Source organism: Streptomyces sp. NPDC034085, assembly GCF_055575555.1.
Genome location: NZ_JBVISL010000004.1, coordinates 308,514 through 326,122, shown reverse-complemented (window position 1 = coordinate 326,122; position 17,609 = coordinate 308,514). Strand labels below are relative to the sequence as shown.

Below are 17,609 nucleotides of genomic sequence, written 5' to 3'. Positions count from 1 at the left end.
GAACACCCCGGGCGCCTCCGTGCGGCCGGTTCCGCCCGGCAGCGTCAGGGCAGGGTCCGGCGGCGTCAGGCCAGGGTCCCGGACGGCTGCCCCGGCCGCTCGGCGTCTCCGTCCGGGCCGGTCCAGTCGAAGGTGATGTGCTTGCTGGACCGGCCCTGCCTGCTCCAGTGGAAGCCGAAGGCGTCGGCGCGGTCCGTGGTCGAGCGGCCCCAGGTGGCGACCTGTCCCGGCCCCGTCTCGGAGCCCGGCAGGTTGGTCGACTGGACGCGTGCGCCCTCCGGGGTCGTGGGGCCGGTGAGGGCCGCCGCGGCGGCCTCGACGCGGCCGGGCACGGTGGCCCGCCAGCCGCCGAGGTCGTCGTCCACCTCGATGCGGACGGAGGTGAAGTCCATGCCCCGCATCTCGGCGCCCATCATGGCCACCATCTCGGCGGGCCAGCTGCCGGCCTGGCCACCGAAGATCATCTGTAGTGCCTCGCGCTGCGCGGCGTCGGCGCGCTCGTCCAGGAAGACCGCCGCGTACGTGTCGCTGTGCTCCGCCCACACGTTGCCGACGAAGGAACCGAGCATCAGGACGTTCAGGCCGTCCAGCGGTACCTCCCCGTAACGGCCCTCGCGGATGTGCCAGGCGAGGACTCCCTCGCACTCACCGTTGGTGGGGCGCTGGGCGAAGGAGCAGGGGCACGGCACGTCGCAGCTGCACGTGTCGAACCAGTCGCCGGCCGCGTGCCACCTCGGTACGGTCGCTGTCGTTCCGGGCATCTCATCGCCTCCACGCGACCCGGCGCCGGAGGGGGGACGCACGGGCGCAGGCGCTCGGCGGGACGGGTCGTCGTCTCCATGTTCCTCCCTGCGCCGCACCGGCGGAAGCGAGGGAACCGTCGGGCCCGCCGCCCCCGTCGGCTCACCCCATCGGCTCCTCCATCGGGGGCGCGCCGCCCAGGCCCGGCAGCAGCCAGTCCTGGAAGAGGGTGAGGACCGCCAGGACGAGGAAGGCGGCACCGACGGCCCAGGCCAGCCGGGGGCCGTGCCGCCAGAGCTTCTCCAGGAAGATCACCACGGCGACGGCCGCCATCGCCGCCACGTTCATCACCCCGAGCGGCACCAGGGCGAGCATCAGCCCCCAGCAGCAGCCGACGCAGTACAGCCCGTGGTGCGCGCCGACCCGCAGGTCCTTCGCCCACCGCCGGAAGCGCGAGTAGCGCGCCAGCTGGAACATCGGGTTGCGGCAGTGCCGCAGGCAGACCCGCTTCAGGGGCCCGAACTGCTGCACCCCCGCGAGGAGGAACGCCGCCGCCCCCAGCCGGCGCCCCGCCGCGGGGCTCTCCTCGACCAGCTCCCCGGCCACCGTCAGGATCCCGTACACGAGCAGCCCGAAGCCGGCCCAGGCCAGCAGGTAGCCGGCGACGAACTCGGCGATGCGCAGGGCCCGGGCCGGCCCCGCCGCGCGGCGGCCGATCCCGCGCACCCAGGTGATGGCCACGGGCGCCACCGAGGGCAGCATCATCGCCGCCATCATGACCACCCACAGCAGCAGGAAGGGCGCCGGGGCCAGGCCCATGGTCCCGGGCCCCATCGCCATCTGCCGGGACCGGCCGACGGTGATCGCCCACGCGAGTACGGCGACCAGCGCCATCAGCGCCCAGGCGACCGCCAGCTCGCGCCGGGGCAGCAGGACCCCCGGCCGGGCCGGCGCCGGAGCGCCGGGACGGAGGTGCGGCATGGTGTGCCTCCCAAGGGCGCGGTTGCCCGAGGACCCCTCCAGCTCAGCACGGTTCCGGCGGATCGGCGACGCCGGCCGGCGCTCAGCGGCGGACCCGGGGCATGCCCAGGCCGATCCAGGAGATGATCTCCCGCTGGATCTCGTTGTTGCCGCCCCCGAAGGTGAAGATCACGGCGCTGCGGTAGCCGCGTTCCAGTTCGCCGTGCAGCACCGCGCCCGCGGAGCCGTCCTTGAGGGAGCCGGCCGCCGCCACCACCTCCATGAGCCAGGCGTACGCGTCCCTGCGCGCCTCCGAGCCGTACACCTTGACGGCGGAGGCGTCCTGCGGGGTGAGGGTGCGCGACTGGACGGCGTTCACCATCTGCCAGTTGAGCAGCTTCATCGCGTCGAGGCGGGCGTGGGTACGGGCGAGGCGGCCGCGGACCCAGGACAGGTCGATGACGCGGCGCCCGTCGGCGAGCTTCGTCGCGGCGGCCCAGCGCTGGACGTCGTGGAGGGCGCGGATGGCCATCGTGCCGTGCGCGGCGAGGGTGACACGTTCGTGGTTGAGCTGGTTGGTGATCAGGCGCCAGCCCTTGTTCTCCTGCCCGACACGGCGGCTCGCCGGGACGCGGACGTCCTCGTAGTAGCTCGCGGTCGTGTCGTGCGAGGCGAGGGTGTTGATGAGGGTGTAGGAGTAGCCGGGGTCGGAGGTCGGCACGAGCAGCATGGTGATGCCCTTGTGCGCGGGGGCGTCCGGATCGGTGCGGACGGCGAGCCAGACCCAGTCGGCGGTGTCGCCGTTGGTGGTCCAGATCTTCTGGCCGTTGACCACGTAGGTGCCGCTGTCCTCGTCGCCCTCGCGGACGGCCTTGCACCTGAGGGCGGCGAGGTCGGTGCCGGCGTCGGGCTCGCTGTAGCCGATGGCGAAGTCGATCTCCCCGGAGAGGATCCTGGGGAGGAAGTGGGCCTTCTGCTCGTCGGTGCCGAACTGCATGAGGGTGGGGCCGACGGTGTTCAGCGCCATCAGCGGCAGCGGGACGACGGCCTGCGCGGCCTCGTCGAAGAAGATGAACTGGTCCATGGCGGACATGCCGCGGCCGCCGTACTCCTTCGGCCAGCCGACGCCGAGCCAGCCGTCGGCGCCGAGGCGGCGGATGGTCTCCCGGTAGAAGCGCTTCTGCGCGGCGGGGTCCTCGTAGCGGGCGTAGACGTCCTGCGGCACGAGCTCGGCGAAGTAGGCGCGCAGCTCGGTGCGCAACTGCTGCTGCTCGGGCGTGTATTCGAGGTGCACGGCCCCTCCGGAGGTCTCACGGTCCAGCCGGCGCTGGGATGGCGGCGGTCAGAGTAGAACCCGTTACAGGAATTGGGAAGGGCGGGGGCGGGAAGGGCCGGGAGTCGGGTGCGGGACTCCCGGCCCTCGGGGGTGGGATCGAGTTGGCGCTCCGGAGGGGTTCGCGGGTGGGGCTGCGGCCGGGTTCACGGCGTGACCGGGCCGCGCGCTCGTCCTCCCGCTCGGCGGGAATGGCGCGTCAGGCCTTCTGTCCGGCCCTGTCGATGACGCCGATCACGGCCTCGGCCGTCTCCGCCATCGCAGCGCGGGCGGCGGTGAGGTAGGGGCGGGGGTCGGCCGGGGTGAGGTGGGTGCGGATGGCCTCGGTCATCGCCAGGTTGAGGGCGGTGCCGATGTTGACCTTGCGGATGCCGCCGGCCACTGCGGCGGCGAGTTCCCCGTCGGGCAGGCCGGAGGAGCCGTGCAGGACCAGCGGCACGTCCAGGGTCTTGGCGAGGCGGGCCAGCAGGGCGTGGTCGAGGGAGGCGGTTCGGCGGGTCATGGCGTGGCTGCTGCCGACGGCCACGGCCAGGGCGTCCACCCCGGAGTCGGCGACGAACCGCCGCGCCTCGTCCGGGTCGGTACGGGCGCCCGGCGCGTGCGGGTCGAGCGGCGCGGCCCCGTTCTTGCCGCCGACCTCGCCCAGCTCGGCTTCGATCCACAGGCCGTTGGCGTGGGCCCAGTCGGCGGCGGACCGGGTGGACTCCAGGTTCTCGGCGTAGGGCAGGTGCGCGGCGTCGTACATCACGGAGCCGAAGCCGGCGTCGGCGGCCCGGCGCAGCAGGTCGGGGCTCTTGACGTGGTCGAGGTGGAGGCCGACGGGCACCCGGGCGGCCTCGGCGCAGGCGGCGGCGGCCCGGGCGATGGGCAGCAGGGCTCCGCCGCGGAACTTCACCGCGTTCTCGCTGAGCTGGAGGATGACGGGCCGTCCCGCCCGTTCGGCGCCCTCGACCACGGCTTCGGCGTGTTCCAGGGTGATGATGTTGAAGGCGGCGACGGCGCCGGCGGCGGCTGCCGCCTCGGCCACGAGGGCCCCGGCGGGGGCGAGGCTCATCGGACCGCCTCCTCGCCGGTGGTCAGGATCACCGAGCGGGTGAGGTTGCGGGGCGCGTCCGGGTCCAGCTGCCGGTGCACGGCGACCGCCACGGCCAGCCGCTGCACCCGGACCAGCTCGGCCAGCGGGTCGAGTGCGCCGTCCACCCACTGCGCGCCGGTCCCGCGGACCTGCTCGGCGATCCCGTCGGGCGTGCCGCCCAGCGACCAGGTCACGGAGCCGGGGCCGGTGACGCTGACGGGGCCGTGCCGGTACTCCATCGCGGGGTAGGCCTCGGCCCACGACAGCGAGGCCTCGCGCATCTTGAGGGCCGCCTCGTGGGCCAGGCCGACGCTCCAGCCCCGGCCGAGGAAGGTGAATTGCCGGCGCGTCTCCAGCCCGCCCGGCAGCGGCATGTCGAGGGCGGTGCGCGCGTCGGCGACCGCGTCGGGGGTGTGGGCGCCGACGTGGGCCCGGAGCAGGGTGAGGGCGGTGGTGGCGAAGCGGGTCTGGACGACGGACCGCTCGTCGGCGAAGTCCAGGACGACGAGGTCGCCGGCGAGGGTCATCACCGGGGTGTCGGGATCGCCGACGACGGCGGTGGTCGGGATCCCGGCCTCCCGCAGCCCCACGAGAAGGTCGAGCACCTCGGTGGTGGTCCCGGACCGGGTCAGGGCGATCACCCGGTCGTAGCGGCGGTGGCGGGGGAACTCCGAGGCGGGGAAGGCGTCGGTCTCCCCCAGCCCGGCTTCCTCGCGCAGCGCCGCGGCGGACTGGGCCATGTAGAAGGAGGTCCCGCACCCGGTGATCGCGGTACGCTCCCCGGGCCCCGGCAGCACCGCCCGGTGGGCCGGGGCCAGTTCGGCGGCCCGTTCCCAGCAGTCGGGCTGGGTGGCCAACTCGTACGCGACGTGACTCATGCGGGCTCCTTGCGCGTGGGAATGCGTACTCGGATGCGTACCGACCGGACGTGCCTGCGTCTTCCAGCGTGTTCCTGCGTGTTCCTGCAAGGTAGCGGCCCGTTTCGCGCAACTTCAAGCATCGACGGGCCGATCCGCTGGGTTAATCTGCACGGCGGGGCCGGGCAGCAGCGCCGGGGACGACACGGGAGGGGCCGCCATGACCCGCAAGGAACGCTGGCAGAGACTGCTGGATCTGCTGGTGGAGCGGGGCGGGCTGGAGGTGGAGCCGGCCGCGGAGGCGCTCGGGGTGTCGGCGGCGACCATCCGCCGCGACCTCGACCAGCTCGCCGAGCAGCAGCTGCTGGTCCGCACGCGCGGCGGGGCGGTCCCGCACGGGGTCTCGTACGAACTCCCCCTGCGGTACCGGACCTCCCGGCGGGCCGCCGAGAAGCGGCGGATCAGCGAGGCGGTCGCGGCCCTGATCGCGCCGGGCGAGGTGATCGGGCTGACGGGCGGCACCACGACGACGGAGGTCGCCCGGGCCCTCGCGGCCCGCGCCGACCTCGCCGCGCCCGCCGGCGGCTCCCCCGCGCTGACCGTGGTCACCAACGCCCTCAACATCGCGGGCGAGTTGGTGATCCGGCCCCAGTTCAAGATCGTCCTGACGGGCGGGGTCGCCCGCCCCCAGTCGTACGAACTGACCGGCCCGCTGGCGCAGCAGACGCTCGGTCAGCTCACCGTCGACACCGCGGTGGTCGGTGTCGACGCTTTCGACGCGGCCGACGGCGCGGCCACCCGCCACGAGGACGAGGCCGCCGTCAACGCCCTGCTGTGCGCACGGGCCCGCCGCCTGGTCGTCGCGGCCGACTCCACGAAGCTGGGCGTCCGCGCCTTCGCCCGGATCTGCGCCACCTCCGCCGTGGACGTCCTGGTGACGGACACCGCCCTGACGGAGGCCGCCGCCCGGCCCTTCCGCGCGACGGGCGTGGAGGTCGTACGGGTCTGACGGCCCGGGGGTCCGCTCCGGCCGACGCCTGTGACCATGATCACGAACTCCGTGTGCTGTACAACCTTCTGACGGGGGGGCAGGTCAGCTGGACGACCACGGGCGGCCGCGCCGGGGGGCGAACCGTCGCGCCGGCCGTCCGAGCCACGACCAGAAGGACACCATGAAGCTGCACCGTCTCCTGGCCACGACCGCCGTCATGGCCGCCGTCGGGCCCGTGGCCCTGCTCGCGGCGCCGGCCGCCCACGCGGAGGACGTCGTCCCGGAGCCGCGCCCCTCGGTGGCGCCCTCCGTCCCGCCGGGCGCTCACGCCTCGCCGACGCCGGCGCCCGGCCGGCCGAGCGGGGGCACGGCCGGCGGCGCGGGCGGCTCCGCCAAGCCCGTCCCCTCGACGAAGCCTGACCCCTCCGCCAAGCCGGGCGCCTCCGCCCAGCCCGGCACGTCCTCGTCGGGCACCCCGGCGGCCACGCCGTCGCCGTCGTACTCCCGCCCCGCCTTCTGCTCCGGGATCACCGAGGAGGAGCGCGGCAAGACCTCGCTGCGCGGTCTGCCCGGCAAGATCGCGGCCGGTTCGGGCTGGCACGAGTTCACGTACCGCGTGTCCAACGTGTCGAAGACCACGGTGATGGAGACGGACGTCTCCCTCTGGCTCGGCACCGCCGACCCGCAGCTGCACGACGTCGCCCAACTGGCCGTCTCCGTCGAATGGTTCAACCCGGCCGTCGGCCAGTGGAAGCCGATCGAGGGCGAGGGCGCGGGCGTCTTCGACAACGACGGGTTCGCCACGGCCCGGAAGCTGAAGCCCGGCGAGTACGCCGACGCGCGCATGCGCATCAGGATCGGCGACAAGGCCGCGCCCGGCACCGGCTACTTCTTCACCCTCGGCCACTCCTACGGTGAGGACGGCCAGTGCGGATTCGACGACATCAGCCAGTTCGACTTCACCGTCCTCGGCCCGGGCACCAAGCCCGGCAGCGTCGAGGACGCGAAGGGCAGGCCCGCCAAGCCCGGCACTCCGGGCCTGCCGGACACCCACGGTGACGCCGGGCACAAGCCGGCGCCGCAGGGCGGCCGCGCCGAACTGCCGGTGACCGGACGCCTCGCCCAGACCGGCTCCTCCTCCGCGCTCCCGACCGTCGCCGCCCTCGGCGGCGCGGCCGTGGCCGCCGGCGCCGGGGCCGTCTTCCTGGCGCGCCGCCGCAAGGCCTCGGCCTAAGGGGGTGTCCACGCGGGGCGGGCGGGGGCTCAGTGTGCCGGGACCCGTTCCGCCTCGCGGGTCAGGGCCGCCAGGACGGGGGCGATCAGCGGGTGCGCCTCGGCGCCGCGGCGGGTGGCGGCGAAGACCCGGCGGGTGGCGGCCGGGCCGGCGACCGGGCACACCCGGAGCTCCTTGAGGTCCATGCCGCGCAGCGCCGAACGCGGCACCAGCGCCACCCCCGCGCCCGCGCCGACCAGCGCGGTCACCGCCCGGAAATCGTCGGAGGAGTGCACGAAGCGGGGCTGGAAGCCCGCCCGTTCGCACGCCGACAGGGTCACGTCGTAGCAGGGGTTGCCCGGGTACTGGCCGACCCAGTCCGCGTCCGAGAGGTCCGCCAGCGCCACGGCGGGCAGCCCGGCCAGCGGGTGCCCGGAGGGCAGGACCGCGTCGAAGGGCTCCGCGTACAGCGGGAGCACCGACAGGCGGCCGTCGTCGGCGCCCGGCGCGCCCCGGTACTCCACCGCCAGGGCCAGGTCCGCCTCCCCGTCGAGCAGCAGCGGCAGGCTCTGGTCGCCCTCCGCGTCCCGGACGCGGAGCCTGATGCCCGGCTGTTCCAGGGCGAGGCGGGCGAGGGCGGGCGCCAGCACCTCGGCGATGCCGGTCGCGAAGGCGGCCACCGTGACCTCGCCGGCGGAGCCGCCCGCGTAGGCCGCCAGCTCCGCCTCGGCGCGCTCCAGCTGGGCCAGCACCTCGTGGGCGTGACCGAGCAGGATCTCCCCGGCCGCCGTGAGCCGTACGCCCCGGCCGCTGCGGGTCAGCAGCGTGTGGCCGGTCTCCTGCTCCAGCGCGGCGAGCTGCTGGGAGACGGCGGAGGGGGTGAGGTACAGGGCTGCGGCCGCGGCGGTCACCGTACGGTGGTCCGCCACGGCCCGCAGGATGCGCAGCCGGCGGGGGTCGATCACACCCCCATGATGTCAGCCCTGAGCAGCGGAAAGCGCCGCCCGGGCGTCCACGAAGGCGGCCACGGCGCGCTCCACGTCGGCCGTCGAATGCGCCGCCGAGAGCTGCACGCGGATACGGGCCGCGCCCAGCGGCACGACCGGGTACGAGAAGCCGATCACGTACACGCCGCGCTCCAGCAGCAGCTCCGCCATCCGGCCCGCCTCGGCGGCGTCGCCGATCATGACGGGGGCGATGGCGTGGTCGCCGGGCAGGATCTCGAAGCCGGCCTCGGTCATCTTCGTGCGGAACAGCTTGGTGTTGTCCGCGAGCCGCTCGCGCAGGTCGCCGGCGGACTCCAGCAGGTCGAGGACCTTCAGGGAGGCGGCGGCGATCACGGGGGCGAGGGAGTTGGAGAAGAGGTACGGGCGCGAGCGCTGGCGCAGCAGCTCGACGATCTCGGCGCGGGCCGCGACGTAGCCGCCGGAGGCGCCGCCGAGGGCCTTGCCGAGGGTGCCGGTGATGATGTCGACCCGGTCCATGACCCCGTGCAGTTCCGGGGTGCCGCGGCCGCCGGGGCCGGTGAAGCCGACGGCGTGCGAGTCGTCGACCATGACCATGGCGTCGTAGCGGTCGGCGAGGTCGCAGATCTCGTCGAGCGGGGCGACGTAGCCGTCCATGGAGAAGACGCCGTCGGTGACGATGAGCTTGCGGCGGGCGCCGCCCTCGGCGGCCTCCTTCAGGCGGGCCTCCAGCTCGGCCATGTCGCGGTTGGCGTAGCGGAAGCGGCGGGCCTTGCACAGGCGGATGCCGTCGATGATCGAGGCGTGGTTGAGGGCGTCGGAGATCACCGCGTCCTCGGCGCCGAGCAGGGTCTCGAAGACGCCGCCGTTGGCGTCGAAGCAGGAGGAGTAGAGGATCGTGTCCTCCTGGCCGAGGAAGGCCGACAGCCGGGCCTCCAGCTCCTTGTGCACCTCCTGGGTGCCGCAGATGAAGCGGACCGATGCCATGCCGTAGCCCCAGCGGTCCAGCGCGTCCTTCGCGGCGGCGACCACCTCGGGGTGGTCGGCCAGCCCGAGGTAGTTGTTGGCGCAGAAGTTCAGCACCTCGCCGGGGGCGCCGCCCGCGGTGACGGCGACGGCCGCGCTCTGCGGGGTGCCGATGACGCGCTCGGGCTTGTGCAGGCCCGCCGCGCGGATCTCGTCGAGGGTGGTGCGGAGGTCTTCGCGTACGGACTCGAACATGGGCTTCGGTTTCTCCTTGTGCGGTTGCCGTCCGGGGGACGGGGAGGAGGGGCCGGGTGCCGGCCGGCGTGAGGGTGGGGCCGGGCCCCGCGGAGGGGGGTCGGCGGGGCCCGGCCCGGGGGGAGGTGGTCGTGCGCGGTCGGCGCGGCGGCCCGGGCCGGGGGCCCGGGCCGTCAGCGGCGGGGGCTCAGGCCGTCCAGTCCAGGATGATCTTGCCGCTGCGGGCGGTGGAGGCCTCGTCGAAGGCGGCCTGGAAGTCGCGGTGCGAGTAGCGGTTGGTGATGACCGGGGACAGGTCGAGGCCGCCCTCCAGCAGCACGGTCATCGCGTACCAGGTCTCGAACATCTCGCGGCCGTAGATCCCCTTGATGGTGATCATCGAGGTGACGACCTTCGCCCAGTCCACGGGGAACTCCTGGGCCGGCAGGCCGAGCATGGCGATCTTGCCGCCGTGCGTCATGTTGTCGATCATGTCGCGCATCGCCTCGGGGCGGCCGGACATCTCCAGGCCGACGTCGAAGCCCTCGCGCAGCCCCAGCCGCGTCTGCGCGTCGGCGACGGAGGACTCGGCGACGTTCACCGCGAGCGTGGCGCCGGCCTTGCGGGCGATCTCCAGCCGCTCGGGGCTGACGTCGGTGATGACGACGTTGCGCGCGCCGGCGTGCTTGGCGACGGCGGCCGCCATGATGCCGATCGGGCCGGCGCCGGTGATCAGCACGTCCTCGCCGACCAGCGGGAAGGACAGCGCGGTGTGCACGGCGTTGCCGAAGGGGTCGAAGATCGCCGCGACGTCCAGGTCCACGGCGGTGCGGTGCACCCACACGTTCTGCGCGGGCAGCACCACGTACTCGGCGAACGCCCCGTCGCGTCCGACGCCGAGCCCGACCGTGGAGCGGCACAGGTGGCGGCGGCCGGCCAGGCAGTTGCGGCACTTGCCGCACACGAGGTGGCCCTCACCGCTGACCAGGGCGCCGGTCTCGATGTCGCGGACGTCCGCACCGACCGCGGCGACCTCGCCGACGAACTCGTGGCCCAGCACGAGCGGGGTCCTGACCGCGCCCTGCGCCCAGCCGTCCCAGGCCCGGATGTGCAGGTCGGTGCCGCAGATGCCGGTGCGCAGCACCTTGATCAGCACGTCGCCGGGACCGTACTCGGGCTCGGGGACGTCCATGAGCCACAGCCCGGGCTCGGCCTTGTGCTTGACGAGTGCCTTCATGGCGGTGGCTCCAGGCATGCGGAGGGGGCGCCGCGCCCGCTGGGACGCGGGGGGCGTGGGTGACGGGGACCAATCTGCCGATCGGCGCGGTGATCAGTCCATCGAGACTTTCTTAAGCGGGTCGACAGCGCAGCTTCACGCCTATGCTCCTCCCTTGACGGGGAAGGGGCTCGGGGGCGGAAGCCGCGGCAGGGGTCCCCCACCGGGGAAAAGGGGAGGTGAGGGGCGTGCCGAGTCTGCGCAGCAGGGCGCTTTCGGCCGCACTGGTCGCGACGGGGCGGCGAAGACGGTTCGCGACCGCCGAGGCGGTCCGGGCGCGGGTGGCCGCGGCGGCCCGCCGGCCCGCGTCGCACCTGCCACCGCGCTCGCTGGGGCGCGTAGCGGAACTCTCGCGGACCTTCGTCGGGGCCTGGCCGGTGTACGACGCCTCGCCGCGCGGGCAGGAGCCCGTCGCGCGGGTGCTGTACGTCCACGGCGGCGCGTACATCAACGAGCTGGTCCGCCCGCACTGGTCGCTGATCCGCACCCTGGTCACGCGGGCGCGCGCCCGGGTCGTCGTGCCGGCGTACGTGCTCGCCCCGCGCGGGACCGCCGACCGGACCGTCCCCGCGGCCGCCGACCTGCTGAGCGGTCTGATCGAGAGCGGCGGCGCGGGCGGGACGGTGCTGATCGGGGACTCCGCGGGGGCCGGGCTGGCGCTGGCCGCGGCGCAGCGGCTGCGGGAGCGCACCGGCGCGCAGCCGTCGCGGATCGTGCTGATCTCCCCCTGGCTGGACCTGAGCATGAGCCACCCGGACCAGGCGGCGCTGGAGGTGGTCGACCCGGTGCTGGCGCGGGCGGGGCTGGCCGAGGCGGGACGGCTGTACGCGGGGACGCTCGCCGCGGACGACCCGCGGGTGAGCCCGCTGCACGGGTCCTTCGAGGGCCTGGCGCCGCTGACGGTGTTCACCGGGACCCGGGACGTGCTGGCCACCGACAGCCGGGAGCTGCTGCGGCGGGCCGGGGCGGCCGGGGCGCAGGTGGAGTGGCACGAGGAGCAGGGCCTGCCGCACGCGTACCCGCTGCTGCCGGTTCCGGAGGGGCGGGCCGCCCGGGACCGGATCGTCGAGCTGGTCCGGGAGACCGCCGATCACGGTTAGGGAGCCGACGCTCAGGCGGTGCACGTCATCAGCGAGCTGACCGGCCAGGCCCGGTACGCGGTCCAGTACGCCTCGTCGCGCGCCGCGTCGGCGGGCGGAGTGCGGGACGGCTGCCAGCCGACGGTGCTGAAGCCGGCGTCGACGGCGGCTTCGGCGAAGTCCGCGTGCGCCCATTCCCGGTACTCGAAGTGCAGCGGGGGCTCGGTCAGGAACTGGGCCTTCAGCAGCGGCGCGTCGCCGTCCGGCACCCGGTCGAGGATGCGCATCCCGTACGGCGACCAGTCCACCCGCGGGTACGCGCCGGGGTTGCGGACGAGCGACAGCAGCCGCCCGCCGGGGCGCAGGTTGGCGCGGATGCCGCGGAACATGGCGTGCAGGGCCGCGCGGTCGGGGGCGTGGCTGAACAGGTAGACGGCGGTGGCCAGGTCGAAGGGGCCGAGCTGCGGCATGTCGGCCGCGTCCGCGACGACGTACTCGACGGGTGCGGAGGCCGGCGCGGACTCCCGTGCCCTGCGGACCCGGTCCGGGCAGCTGTCGACGCCGACGGCCCGCCGGGCGCCGCCGCTCGCCAGCATGACGGCGGTGCCGCCGTGTCCGCAGCCCACGTCGAGGGCGTCCAGGTCGCGGACCCCGCCGAGGGCGTCGAGGGCGGTGCGGAGGGTGAAGGCGTCGGCCGCCGTGAAGGCCGCGCGGGGGGCCGGGTGCGTGTCGTCGTACGGGGGTTGCATGCCGGATGCCTGCCCGGCGCGGGCGTGCCCGACGGCGTGCGCGGCGCCGTGTCCCCCCTTCGGGGGAGGCGTTCGGCGCATCGCGGCCGGGATGGGGGCCGCGCGTCCCGCGTCAGCCGGGCAGCAGCTCGCGGGCGCAGCCGCGCAGCCAGACGTGCGCGGGGTCGGCGTCGTGGCGGGGGTGCCAGGCCAGCCCCACGGGCAGGGGCGGGAGGTCCAAGGGGACCTCGAAGGTGACGAGGCCGAGCGCTTCCGCCTGCGGGACGGTCCGGGAGGCCAGCAGGCCGATCAGGTCGGTCTCCCGCAGCACGAAGAGGGAGGCGGCGAGGGACCCGATGCCGGCCACCACCCGCCGCGACAGGCCCCGTTCGGCGAGGGCGGCGTCCACCGGCCCCTCCAGCCGCCCGCGCCGCGACACGGTCAGGTGCTCACCCGCGGCGAACCGGCGCGCGCTGATCCGGCCGCGCAGCAGCGGGTGCCCCCGCCGTACGACGCCCAGCATCCGGTCGTCGAAGAGGTGCTCGGTGCGTATCTCGGGGGAACGGCTGTCGATGACGCCGAGTTCCAGGTCCGCGACCCCTTCGCGCAGCACGGGCAGGTCGACGTGGCTCTCGGTGAGGAACCGCAGCCGCACCCCGGGCGCCTCGCGGGCCGTGCGCCGCAGGAGCGCGGCGCCGACGGCGGCGGCGAAGGAGTCGTGGGCGAGGACGGTGAAGGTACGGGTCAGGGTCTCCAGGTCCACCCGGCCGCCCGCGAGGAACAGTGCGCGGGCGCGCTCCACGACGGCCCGGACCTCGCCCTGCACGGCCAGCGCGTGCGGGGTCGGGACCATCGTCCGCCCGGCCCGCACCAGCACGGGGTCGCCGAGGGCCTTGCGGATCCGGCCCAGGGTCCGGCTCATGGCGGGCTCGGAGAGGTGCAGGCGGGCGGCGGCCCTGGAGACGCTCGACTCCTCCAGGAGGACGTCGAGGGCGAGGAGCAGGTTGAGGTCCAGCCCCGATCCGGATTGCGTCACGCGCATTCGTCCCTTGCACAACTTGCACTGGAAAGCAGGTCACCCCAACCCTACGGTGGTTGCGGGGAGATGGCCGCGACGGCCCTCACCCGACTCCCCCGTCCATCACCGCCCACCGACTCCCAGGAGGAGCCGTGCTCCGCCATGCCCGCACACCGGTACCGGTCCGCCCTGCCGGCGGCCCCCCGCCCGGCCTGTCCCGTCCGGCCCTGCTCGTCCTGTGCGCCTGCGTGCTCGTCGCCCAGGGCATGGTCGCCGCCGTCAACCTGCTGCTGCCGCAGCTCGCCGCCTCCACCCTGCATCCGGGGCCGGCCGAGCTGCTGTGGGCGGTCGACGCGTACGTGATCGTCTTCGCCGCGCTGCTGATCCCGGCCGGCGCCCTCGGCGACCGGTACGGCCGCAAGGGGGCCCTGCTGGCCGGCCTCGGCCTGTTCGCCGCGGGCGCGGCGCTCAGCGCGCTCGCCCGGGACCCGGCCGTGCTGATCGCCGGGCGCGGGCTGTGCGGGGCCGGGGCGGCGCTGATCATGCCGGCCACCATGTCCGTCCTGATCCACCTGAGCCCGCCCGAGCGGCGCGGGCAGGCGCTCGCCACCTGGACGCTGGCCGCCGGCCTCGGGGGCCTGGCGGGCAACGTCGGCGGCGGTCTGGCCGGGCAGTTCCTGACCTGGCGCGCCCTGTTCTGGGCGGTCGTGCCGCTGGCCGCGCTGCTCGCCCTCGCCGTGGCCCGCACGGTGCCCCGTACGCCTTCACGGGCGGATGCCGCCGTCGACCCGGCCGGGGCCCTGGTCCTGGCCGGGGCGCTGTTCGCCGGGGTCCACGGGATCATCGAGGGGCCCTCCTACGGCTGGTCCTCCGTCCGCGTCCTGGGCTCCTTCGGGGTGGGGGCGGTGCTGCTGGCCGCCTTCACCGCCCACGCCCTGCGCACCGCGCGCCCCCTGCTGGACCCCCGGATCTTCACCTCCCGCGGGCTGCGCGCGGGGACGCTGGGCATCGGCGCCGCCTTCTTCGGCCTGTTCGCCCTGTTCTTCGTCAACTCCCAGTACCTCCAGTACGCCAAGGGCTTCTCGCCGGCCCAGGCGGGCCTCGCCATCGTCCCGCTCACCGTGGGCATGGCCGTCGTGCCCAGGCTGGGCGCGCGGCTCGCGGAGCGGACCGGGCCCCGGCTGCCGGTCGGGGCCGGGCTGCTGCTGATCGGGGGCGGGCTGCTGCTGGTGTCCACCGCCGGCGCGGGCACCCCGTACGCCGTGTACGCCGCGTACCTGCTGGTGCTGTCGGTCGGGACCGGGCTGTGCGCGCCCCCGCTGACCCTGACGGTGGTCTCGGAGCTGCCGCCGCACCAGGCGGGACTGGGCTCGGGGCTCAACACCGCCGCCCGGGAGGTCGGCGCGGCCCTGGGGGTGGCGGTGGCCGGCACCGTACTGGCCTCCCGCTTCCACGGGAACCCGGCGGATCCCGCGCAGGCGGCGGCCTTCACCGACGCCATGGGGGTGGCGCTGCGTACGGTGGCGGCCGTGCTGGTCGTCGCCTCGGCGGTGGTCGTCCGGGGCTACCGGGGCGGCGGCTCGAAGCGGGCCGGGCGAGCGTGAGCCCGGGTGCAGCCGCCGGGGGCGAGGGCGCATGCTGACTGTGTGACGGCGACACCGGACAGCGGCGGCCCGGCCCCCGTCGCCACGGGCCAGGCGCTCGCGCGGGCGACGGTGCGGGCCGTGGAGGCCCTCGGCGCGCACGCGGGCGGGATCTACCTGCGCTCCGGCACCGAGGGGCTGCTGCGGATGGCGGTGGTCACGGGCCTGCCGGGGAGGCTGTTCCGGCCCTGGTGGCGGATGCAGGTGAACCGGCCGTACCCGGTGGCCGAGGCCTACCGCACCGGGCAGTCCGTGCACCTGCCGGACGGGGAGTCCGCGATGCGGCGCTTCCCGCAGCTGATGGCGGGGCTGCCGTTCCCCTTCGGGTCGTTCTACGAGCCGGTCGCCGCCGGGGCGGAGCGGTTCGGGGTGCTGCTGGTGCTGCGCCCGGCGGCGCCCGGCGCCACGGTGGAGGCCGGTGAGCGGGAGCGGCTGCGGGAGGCCGCCGCCGGGCTGGGGCGCGAGCTGGCCGCGCTGAGCGCCGCCGGGGATCCGGTGCGCTGGGACGGCGATCCGCTGTGCGTGCCGTGGCCGCCGGGCCCCTCCGCGGACACCGGCGACGCCGAGGGAGCCGTGGAGGCCCGGGAGGCCGTGGAGGCCCGGGAGGCCGTGGACCGGCTCGGGCTCGCGGTGCTGTCCGTGGACCGGCAGGGCGTCATCGCCTTCGTCAACGCCGCCGCCGGGGAGCTCCTCGGGCCGGCCGCGCCCCCGCTGCGCGGACGCCTGCTGTGGGAGGCGCTGCCCTGGCTCGGACACTCCGCCTACGAGGACCACTTCCGCGGGGTGTTCATCTCCGGCGAGCCCGTCGGTTTCGCCGCCCGGCGCGGCGCGCCCCCGGACACCGGCCCCGGCGCGGACACCGGCCCGGACACCGGGCCGGGCCCGGAGGAGTGGCTGTCGGTGGGCCTGCATCCGGGCCCCTCGGGGGTGACGGTCACCCTGGAGGCCGTCGAGGCGCCCGTCTACGCCCCCGGGTCGGTGACCCGCCCCGGCGCCGGCCTCGGGTCGCCGGCGGACCGGGCCTCCTCCCTGTACCGGCCCGTGGCCCTGGCGATCGCGCTGACCGAGGCGGTGACCGCCCGGCAGGTGTCGGCGGTGGTCACCGAGGAGCTGCTGCCGGCGTTCGGCGGCCGCCAGCTGGCCATCTACCTCCTCGACGAACGGCACCTGTACCTGGCCTGGGAGACCGGTTTCCCCCACGGGTTCCTCGACCGCTTCGACGGGGTGCCGCTGGACGAGCGGCTGCCCGGGGTGGAGACCCTCACCTCGGGCCGGCCGCTGTTCTTCGAGTCGATGGAGCGTCTGGCGGCGGCCTATCCGGGGATCCCGCTGGACGCCGACGTCGGGGCCCGCGCCTTCCTGCCGCTGATCGCCTCCGGCCGCCCGGTGGGCTCGTGCATCCTCGGCTTCGATCAGCGGCGCGGCTTCAGCCCGGAGGAGCGTACGGTCCTCACGGCGCTCGCCGGCCTGATCGCGCAGGCCCTGGAACGGGCGCGGCGCTACGACAGCGAGGCGGCCCTGGCCCGGGGGCTCCAGGCGGCACTGCTGCCGCGCCGGCTGCCGGTGCGGGGCGAGGTGAGCACGGTGGGCCGGTACCTGGCCGGAACGGACGGCATGGAGGTCGGGGGCGACTGGTACGACGTCATCGAGACGGCCGCGGGCCCGCTGGCGCTGGTCATCGGGGACGTCCAGGGCCACGGGGTGGCGGCCGCCGCCACCATGGGGCAACTGCGCAGTGCCGTACGGGCCTTCGCGCTCAGCGGCAACGCCCCCGACCAGGTGGTGCGCGGTACCAACCAGCTGCTGATCGACCTCGACCCGGGCCAGTTCGCCAGCTGCTGCTACGTCCTGCTGGACCCGGCGTCCGGCCGGGCCCTGGCGGCCCGCGCCGGCCACCCGCAGCCGCTGCTGCGCCACCCCGACGGGCGGGTGGAGGTCCTGGACCTGGCGGGCGGGGTGGTGCTCGGCATCGACCCCGGAGCGCGGTACCCGGTGACGGAGCTGACGCTGGATCCGGGCGCGGTGCTGGCCCTGTACACCGACGGGCTGGTGGAGACGCCGGGCAGGGACATCGACGAGGGCGTGGAGCGGCTGCGCGCGGCCCTGGCCGCGGCCCGGCCGTCGCCGCTGACGGAGACGGCCGACCGGCTGGTCGCCGAGGCGGGCCGGACCGCCGACCGCCCGGACGACATCGCCCTCCTGCTGGCCTCCCGCACGCCCGGCCCGGCGGCCCCCGCGGACGGCGACGGGTAGGGCGTTCCCCCTGCGCCGGGGCCGGCCGGACGATCCCGGCGGATCGCGGCATAGACCCCCAGTCCCCTCCACACCTCCCGCCCGCCCGGCCCGGGGGCGTCTCGGCAGCTGGCAAAGCGGAGGGAAATTCATTGGATCTCGCTGCGGTTCCCGTACCCCCCGGCCGCTCAACATTTACGCGGCCTTAACACCCGGACCCGCGGTCCAGGGGCATGATCCACGATGGAATCCGCAGGCGAACAGCTATTGACCTGCGGATCTCGTGGAGCTTGCATAG

General features: G+C 75.3%; 15 protein-coding genes. 5 read left to right on the top strand and 10 right to left on the bottom strand.

Annotated elements, in window-relative coordinates:
• Window positions 1-65 precede the first annotated feature (65 nt).
• From ACZ501_RS16300 to ACZ501_RS16280, 5 genes are all read right to left on the bottom strand, one after another.
• On the bottom strand, window positions 66-761 hold the full coding sequence (locus tag ACZ501_RS16300) for a DUF1326 domain-containing protein (protein WP_361606565.1): 696 nt from the start codon (window positions 759-761) through the stop codon (window positions 66-68).
• A 142-nt stretch (window positions 762-903) separates the two neighbouring features.
• Window positions 904-1,722, bottom strand: a complete 819-nt coding sequence (locus tag ACZ501_RS16295) for a DUF2182 domain-containing protein (protein WP_468795999.1) — start codon at window positions 1,720-1,722, stop codon at window positions 904-906.
• Between the two features lie 82 nt (window positions 1,723-1,804).
• Complete coding sequence (locus ACZ501_RS16290) at window positions 1,805-2,995, bottom strand: acyl-CoA dehydrogenase family protein (RefSeq protein ID WP_361606559.1); 1,191 nt, start codon at window positions 2,993-2,995, stop codon at window positions 1,805-1,807.
• Between the two features lie 238 nt (window positions 2,996-3,233).
• A complete protein-coding gene (locus ACZ501_RS16285; RefSeq protein WP_468795996.1) occupies window positions 3,234-4,088 on the bottom strand; it encodes a class II fructose-bisphosphate aldolase in 855 nt (284 codons plus the stop codon).
• Window positions 4,085-4,987, bottom strand: a complete 903-nt coding sequence (locus tag ACZ501_RS16280) for an SIS domain-containing protein (protein ID WP_361606553.1) — start codon at window positions 4,985-4,987, stop codon at window positions 4,085-4,087. The genes ACZ501_RS16285 and ACZ501_RS16280 overlap by 4 nt, the downstream gene beginning before the upstream one ends.
• A 199-nt stretch (window positions 4,988-5,186) precedes the next feature.
• Between ACZ501_RS16280 and ACZ501_RS16275 the strand changes: the two genes are divergently transcribed.
• Window positions 5,187-5,975 carry a DeoR/GlpR family DNA-binding transcription regulator gene (locus ACZ501_RS16275; RefSeq protein WP_468795993.1) on the top strand — a complete coding sequence of 263 codons (789 nt, stop codon included), beginning with the start codon at window positions 5,187-5,189 and terminating at the stop codon, window positions 5,973-5,975.
• A 163-nt stretch (window positions 5,976-6,138) separates the two neighbouring features.
• Window positions 6,139-7,191 (top strand): LAETG motif-containing sortase-dependent surface protein, encoded by a 1,053-nt coding sequence (locus tag ACZ501_RS16270; RefSeq protein WP_468795990.1) that lies wholly within the window; start codon window positions 6,139-6,141, stop codon window positions 7,189-7,191.
• A gap of 29 nt (window positions 7,192-7,220) precedes the next feature.
• Here ACZ501_RS16270 and ACZ501_RS16265 read toward each other — a convergent pair whose 3' ends face one another.
• The 3 genes from ACZ501_RS16265 to tdh form a co-directional block, all read right to left on the bottom strand.
• Window positions 7,221-8,135, bottom strand: coding sequence for a LysR family transcriptional regulator (locus tag ACZ501_RS16265; protein WP_468795987.1), 915 nt, complete (start codon window positions 8,133-8,135; stop codon window positions 7,221-7,223).
• 12 nt (window positions 8,136-8,147) lie between these two features.
• Entirely contained in the window at window positions 8,148-9,356 is a 1,209-nt protein-coding gene (locus ACZ501_RS16260; protein ID WP_468795984.1) for a glycine C-acetyltransferase, read from the bottom strand.
• Window positions 9,357-9,543: 187 nt separating this feature from the next.
• Window positions 9,544-10,572 (bottom strand): L-threonine 3-dehydrogenase, encoded by a 1,029-nt coding sequence (gene tdh, locus ACZ501_RS16255; RefSeq protein WP_361606538.1) that lies wholly within the window; start codon window positions 10,570-10,572, stop codon window positions 9,544-9,546.
• Between the two features lie 227 nt (window positions 10,573-10,799).
• Between tdh and ACZ501_RS16250 the strand changes: the two genes are divergently transcribed.
• On the top strand, window positions 10,800-11,711 hold the full coding sequence (locus ACZ501_RS16250) for an alpha/beta hydrolase fold domain-containing protein (protein ID WP_468795981.1): 912 nt from the start codon (window positions 10,800-10,802) through the stop codon (window positions 11,709-11,711).
• Between the two features lie 11 nt (window positions 11,712-11,722).
• Here ACZ501_RS16250 and ACZ501_RS16245 read toward each other — a convergent pair whose 3' ends face one another.
• Entirely contained in the window at window positions 11,723-12,439 is a 717-nt protein-coding gene (locus tag ACZ501_RS16245) for a class I SAM-dependent methyltransferase (RefSeq protein WP_361606532.1), read from the bottom strand.
• Window positions 12,440-12,551: 112 nt separating this feature from the next.
• Window positions 12,552-13,460, bottom strand: a complete 909-nt coding sequence (locus ACZ501_RS16240; protein ID WP_468795978.1) for a LysR family transcriptional regulator — start codon at window positions 13,458-13,460, stop codon at window positions 12,552-12,554.
• Window positions 13,461-13,588: 128 nt separating this feature from the next.
• Here ACZ501_RS16240 and ACZ501_RS16235 point away from each other — a divergent pair, with 128 nt between their 5' ends.
• Together ACZ501_RS16235 and ACZ501_RS16230 are read left to right on the top strand one after the other, a co-directional pair.
• A complete protein-coding gene (locus ACZ501_RS16235; protein WP_468795975.1) occupies window positions 13,589-15,040 on the top strand; it encodes an MFS transporter in 1,452 nt (483 codons plus the stop codon).
• Between the two features lie 42 nt (window positions 15,041-15,082).
• Window positions 15,083-17,332 carry a PP2C family protein-serine/threonine phosphatase gene (locus ACZ501_RS16230; RefSeq protein WP_468795972.1) on the top strand — a complete coding sequence of 750 codons (2,250 nt, stop codon included), beginning with the start codon at window positions 15,083-15,085 and terminating at the stop codon, window positions 17,330-17,332.
• Window positions 17,333-17,609: the final 277 nt, after the last annotated feature.

Excerpts from the sequence above, each read along its gene's own strand:
- ACZ501_RS16300 (WP_361606565.1), bottom strand. The coding sequence starts at position 761 with ATGCCCGGAACGACAGCGACCGTACCGAGGTGGCACGCGGCCGGCGAC.
- ACZ501_RS16295 (WP_468795999.1), bottom strand. The coding sequence starts at position 1,722 with ATGCCGCACCTCCGTCCCGGCGCTCCGGCGCCGGCCCGGCCGGGGGTC.
- ACZ501_RS16285 (WP_468795996.1), bottom strand. The coding sequence starts at position 4,088 with ATGAGCCTCGCCCCCGCCGGGGCCCTCGTGGCCGAGGCGGCAGCCGCC.
- ACZ501_RS16280 (WP_361606553.1), bottom strand. The coding sequence starts at position 4,987 with ATGAGTCACGTCGCGTACGAGTTGGCCACCCAGCCCGACTGCTGGGAA.
- ACZ501_RS16275 (WP_468795993.1), top strand. The coding sequence starts at position 5,187 with ATGACCCGCAAGGAACGCTGGCAGAGACTGCTGGATCTGCTGGTGGAG.
- ACZ501_RS16270 (WP_468795990.1), top strand. The coding sequence starts at position 6,139 with ATGAAGCTGCACCGTCTCCTGGCCACGACCGCCGTCATGGCCGCCGTC.
- ACZ501_RS16260 (WP_468795984.1), bottom strand. The coding sequence starts at position 9,356 with ATGTTCGAGTCCGTACGCGAAGACCTCCGCACCACCCTCGACGAGATC.
- tdh (WP_361606538.1), bottom strand. The coding sequence starts at position 10,572 with ATGAAGGCACTCGTCAAGCACAAGGCCGAGCCCGGGCTGTGGCTCATG.
- ACZ501_RS16245 (WP_361606532.1), bottom strand. The coding sequence starts at position 12,439 with ATGCAACCCCCGTACGACGACACGCACCCGGCCCCCCGCGCGGCCTTC.
- ACZ501_RS16240 (WP_468795978.1), bottom strand. The coding sequence starts at position 13,460 with ATGCGCGTGACGCAATCCGGATCGGGGCTGGACCTCAACCTGCTCCTC.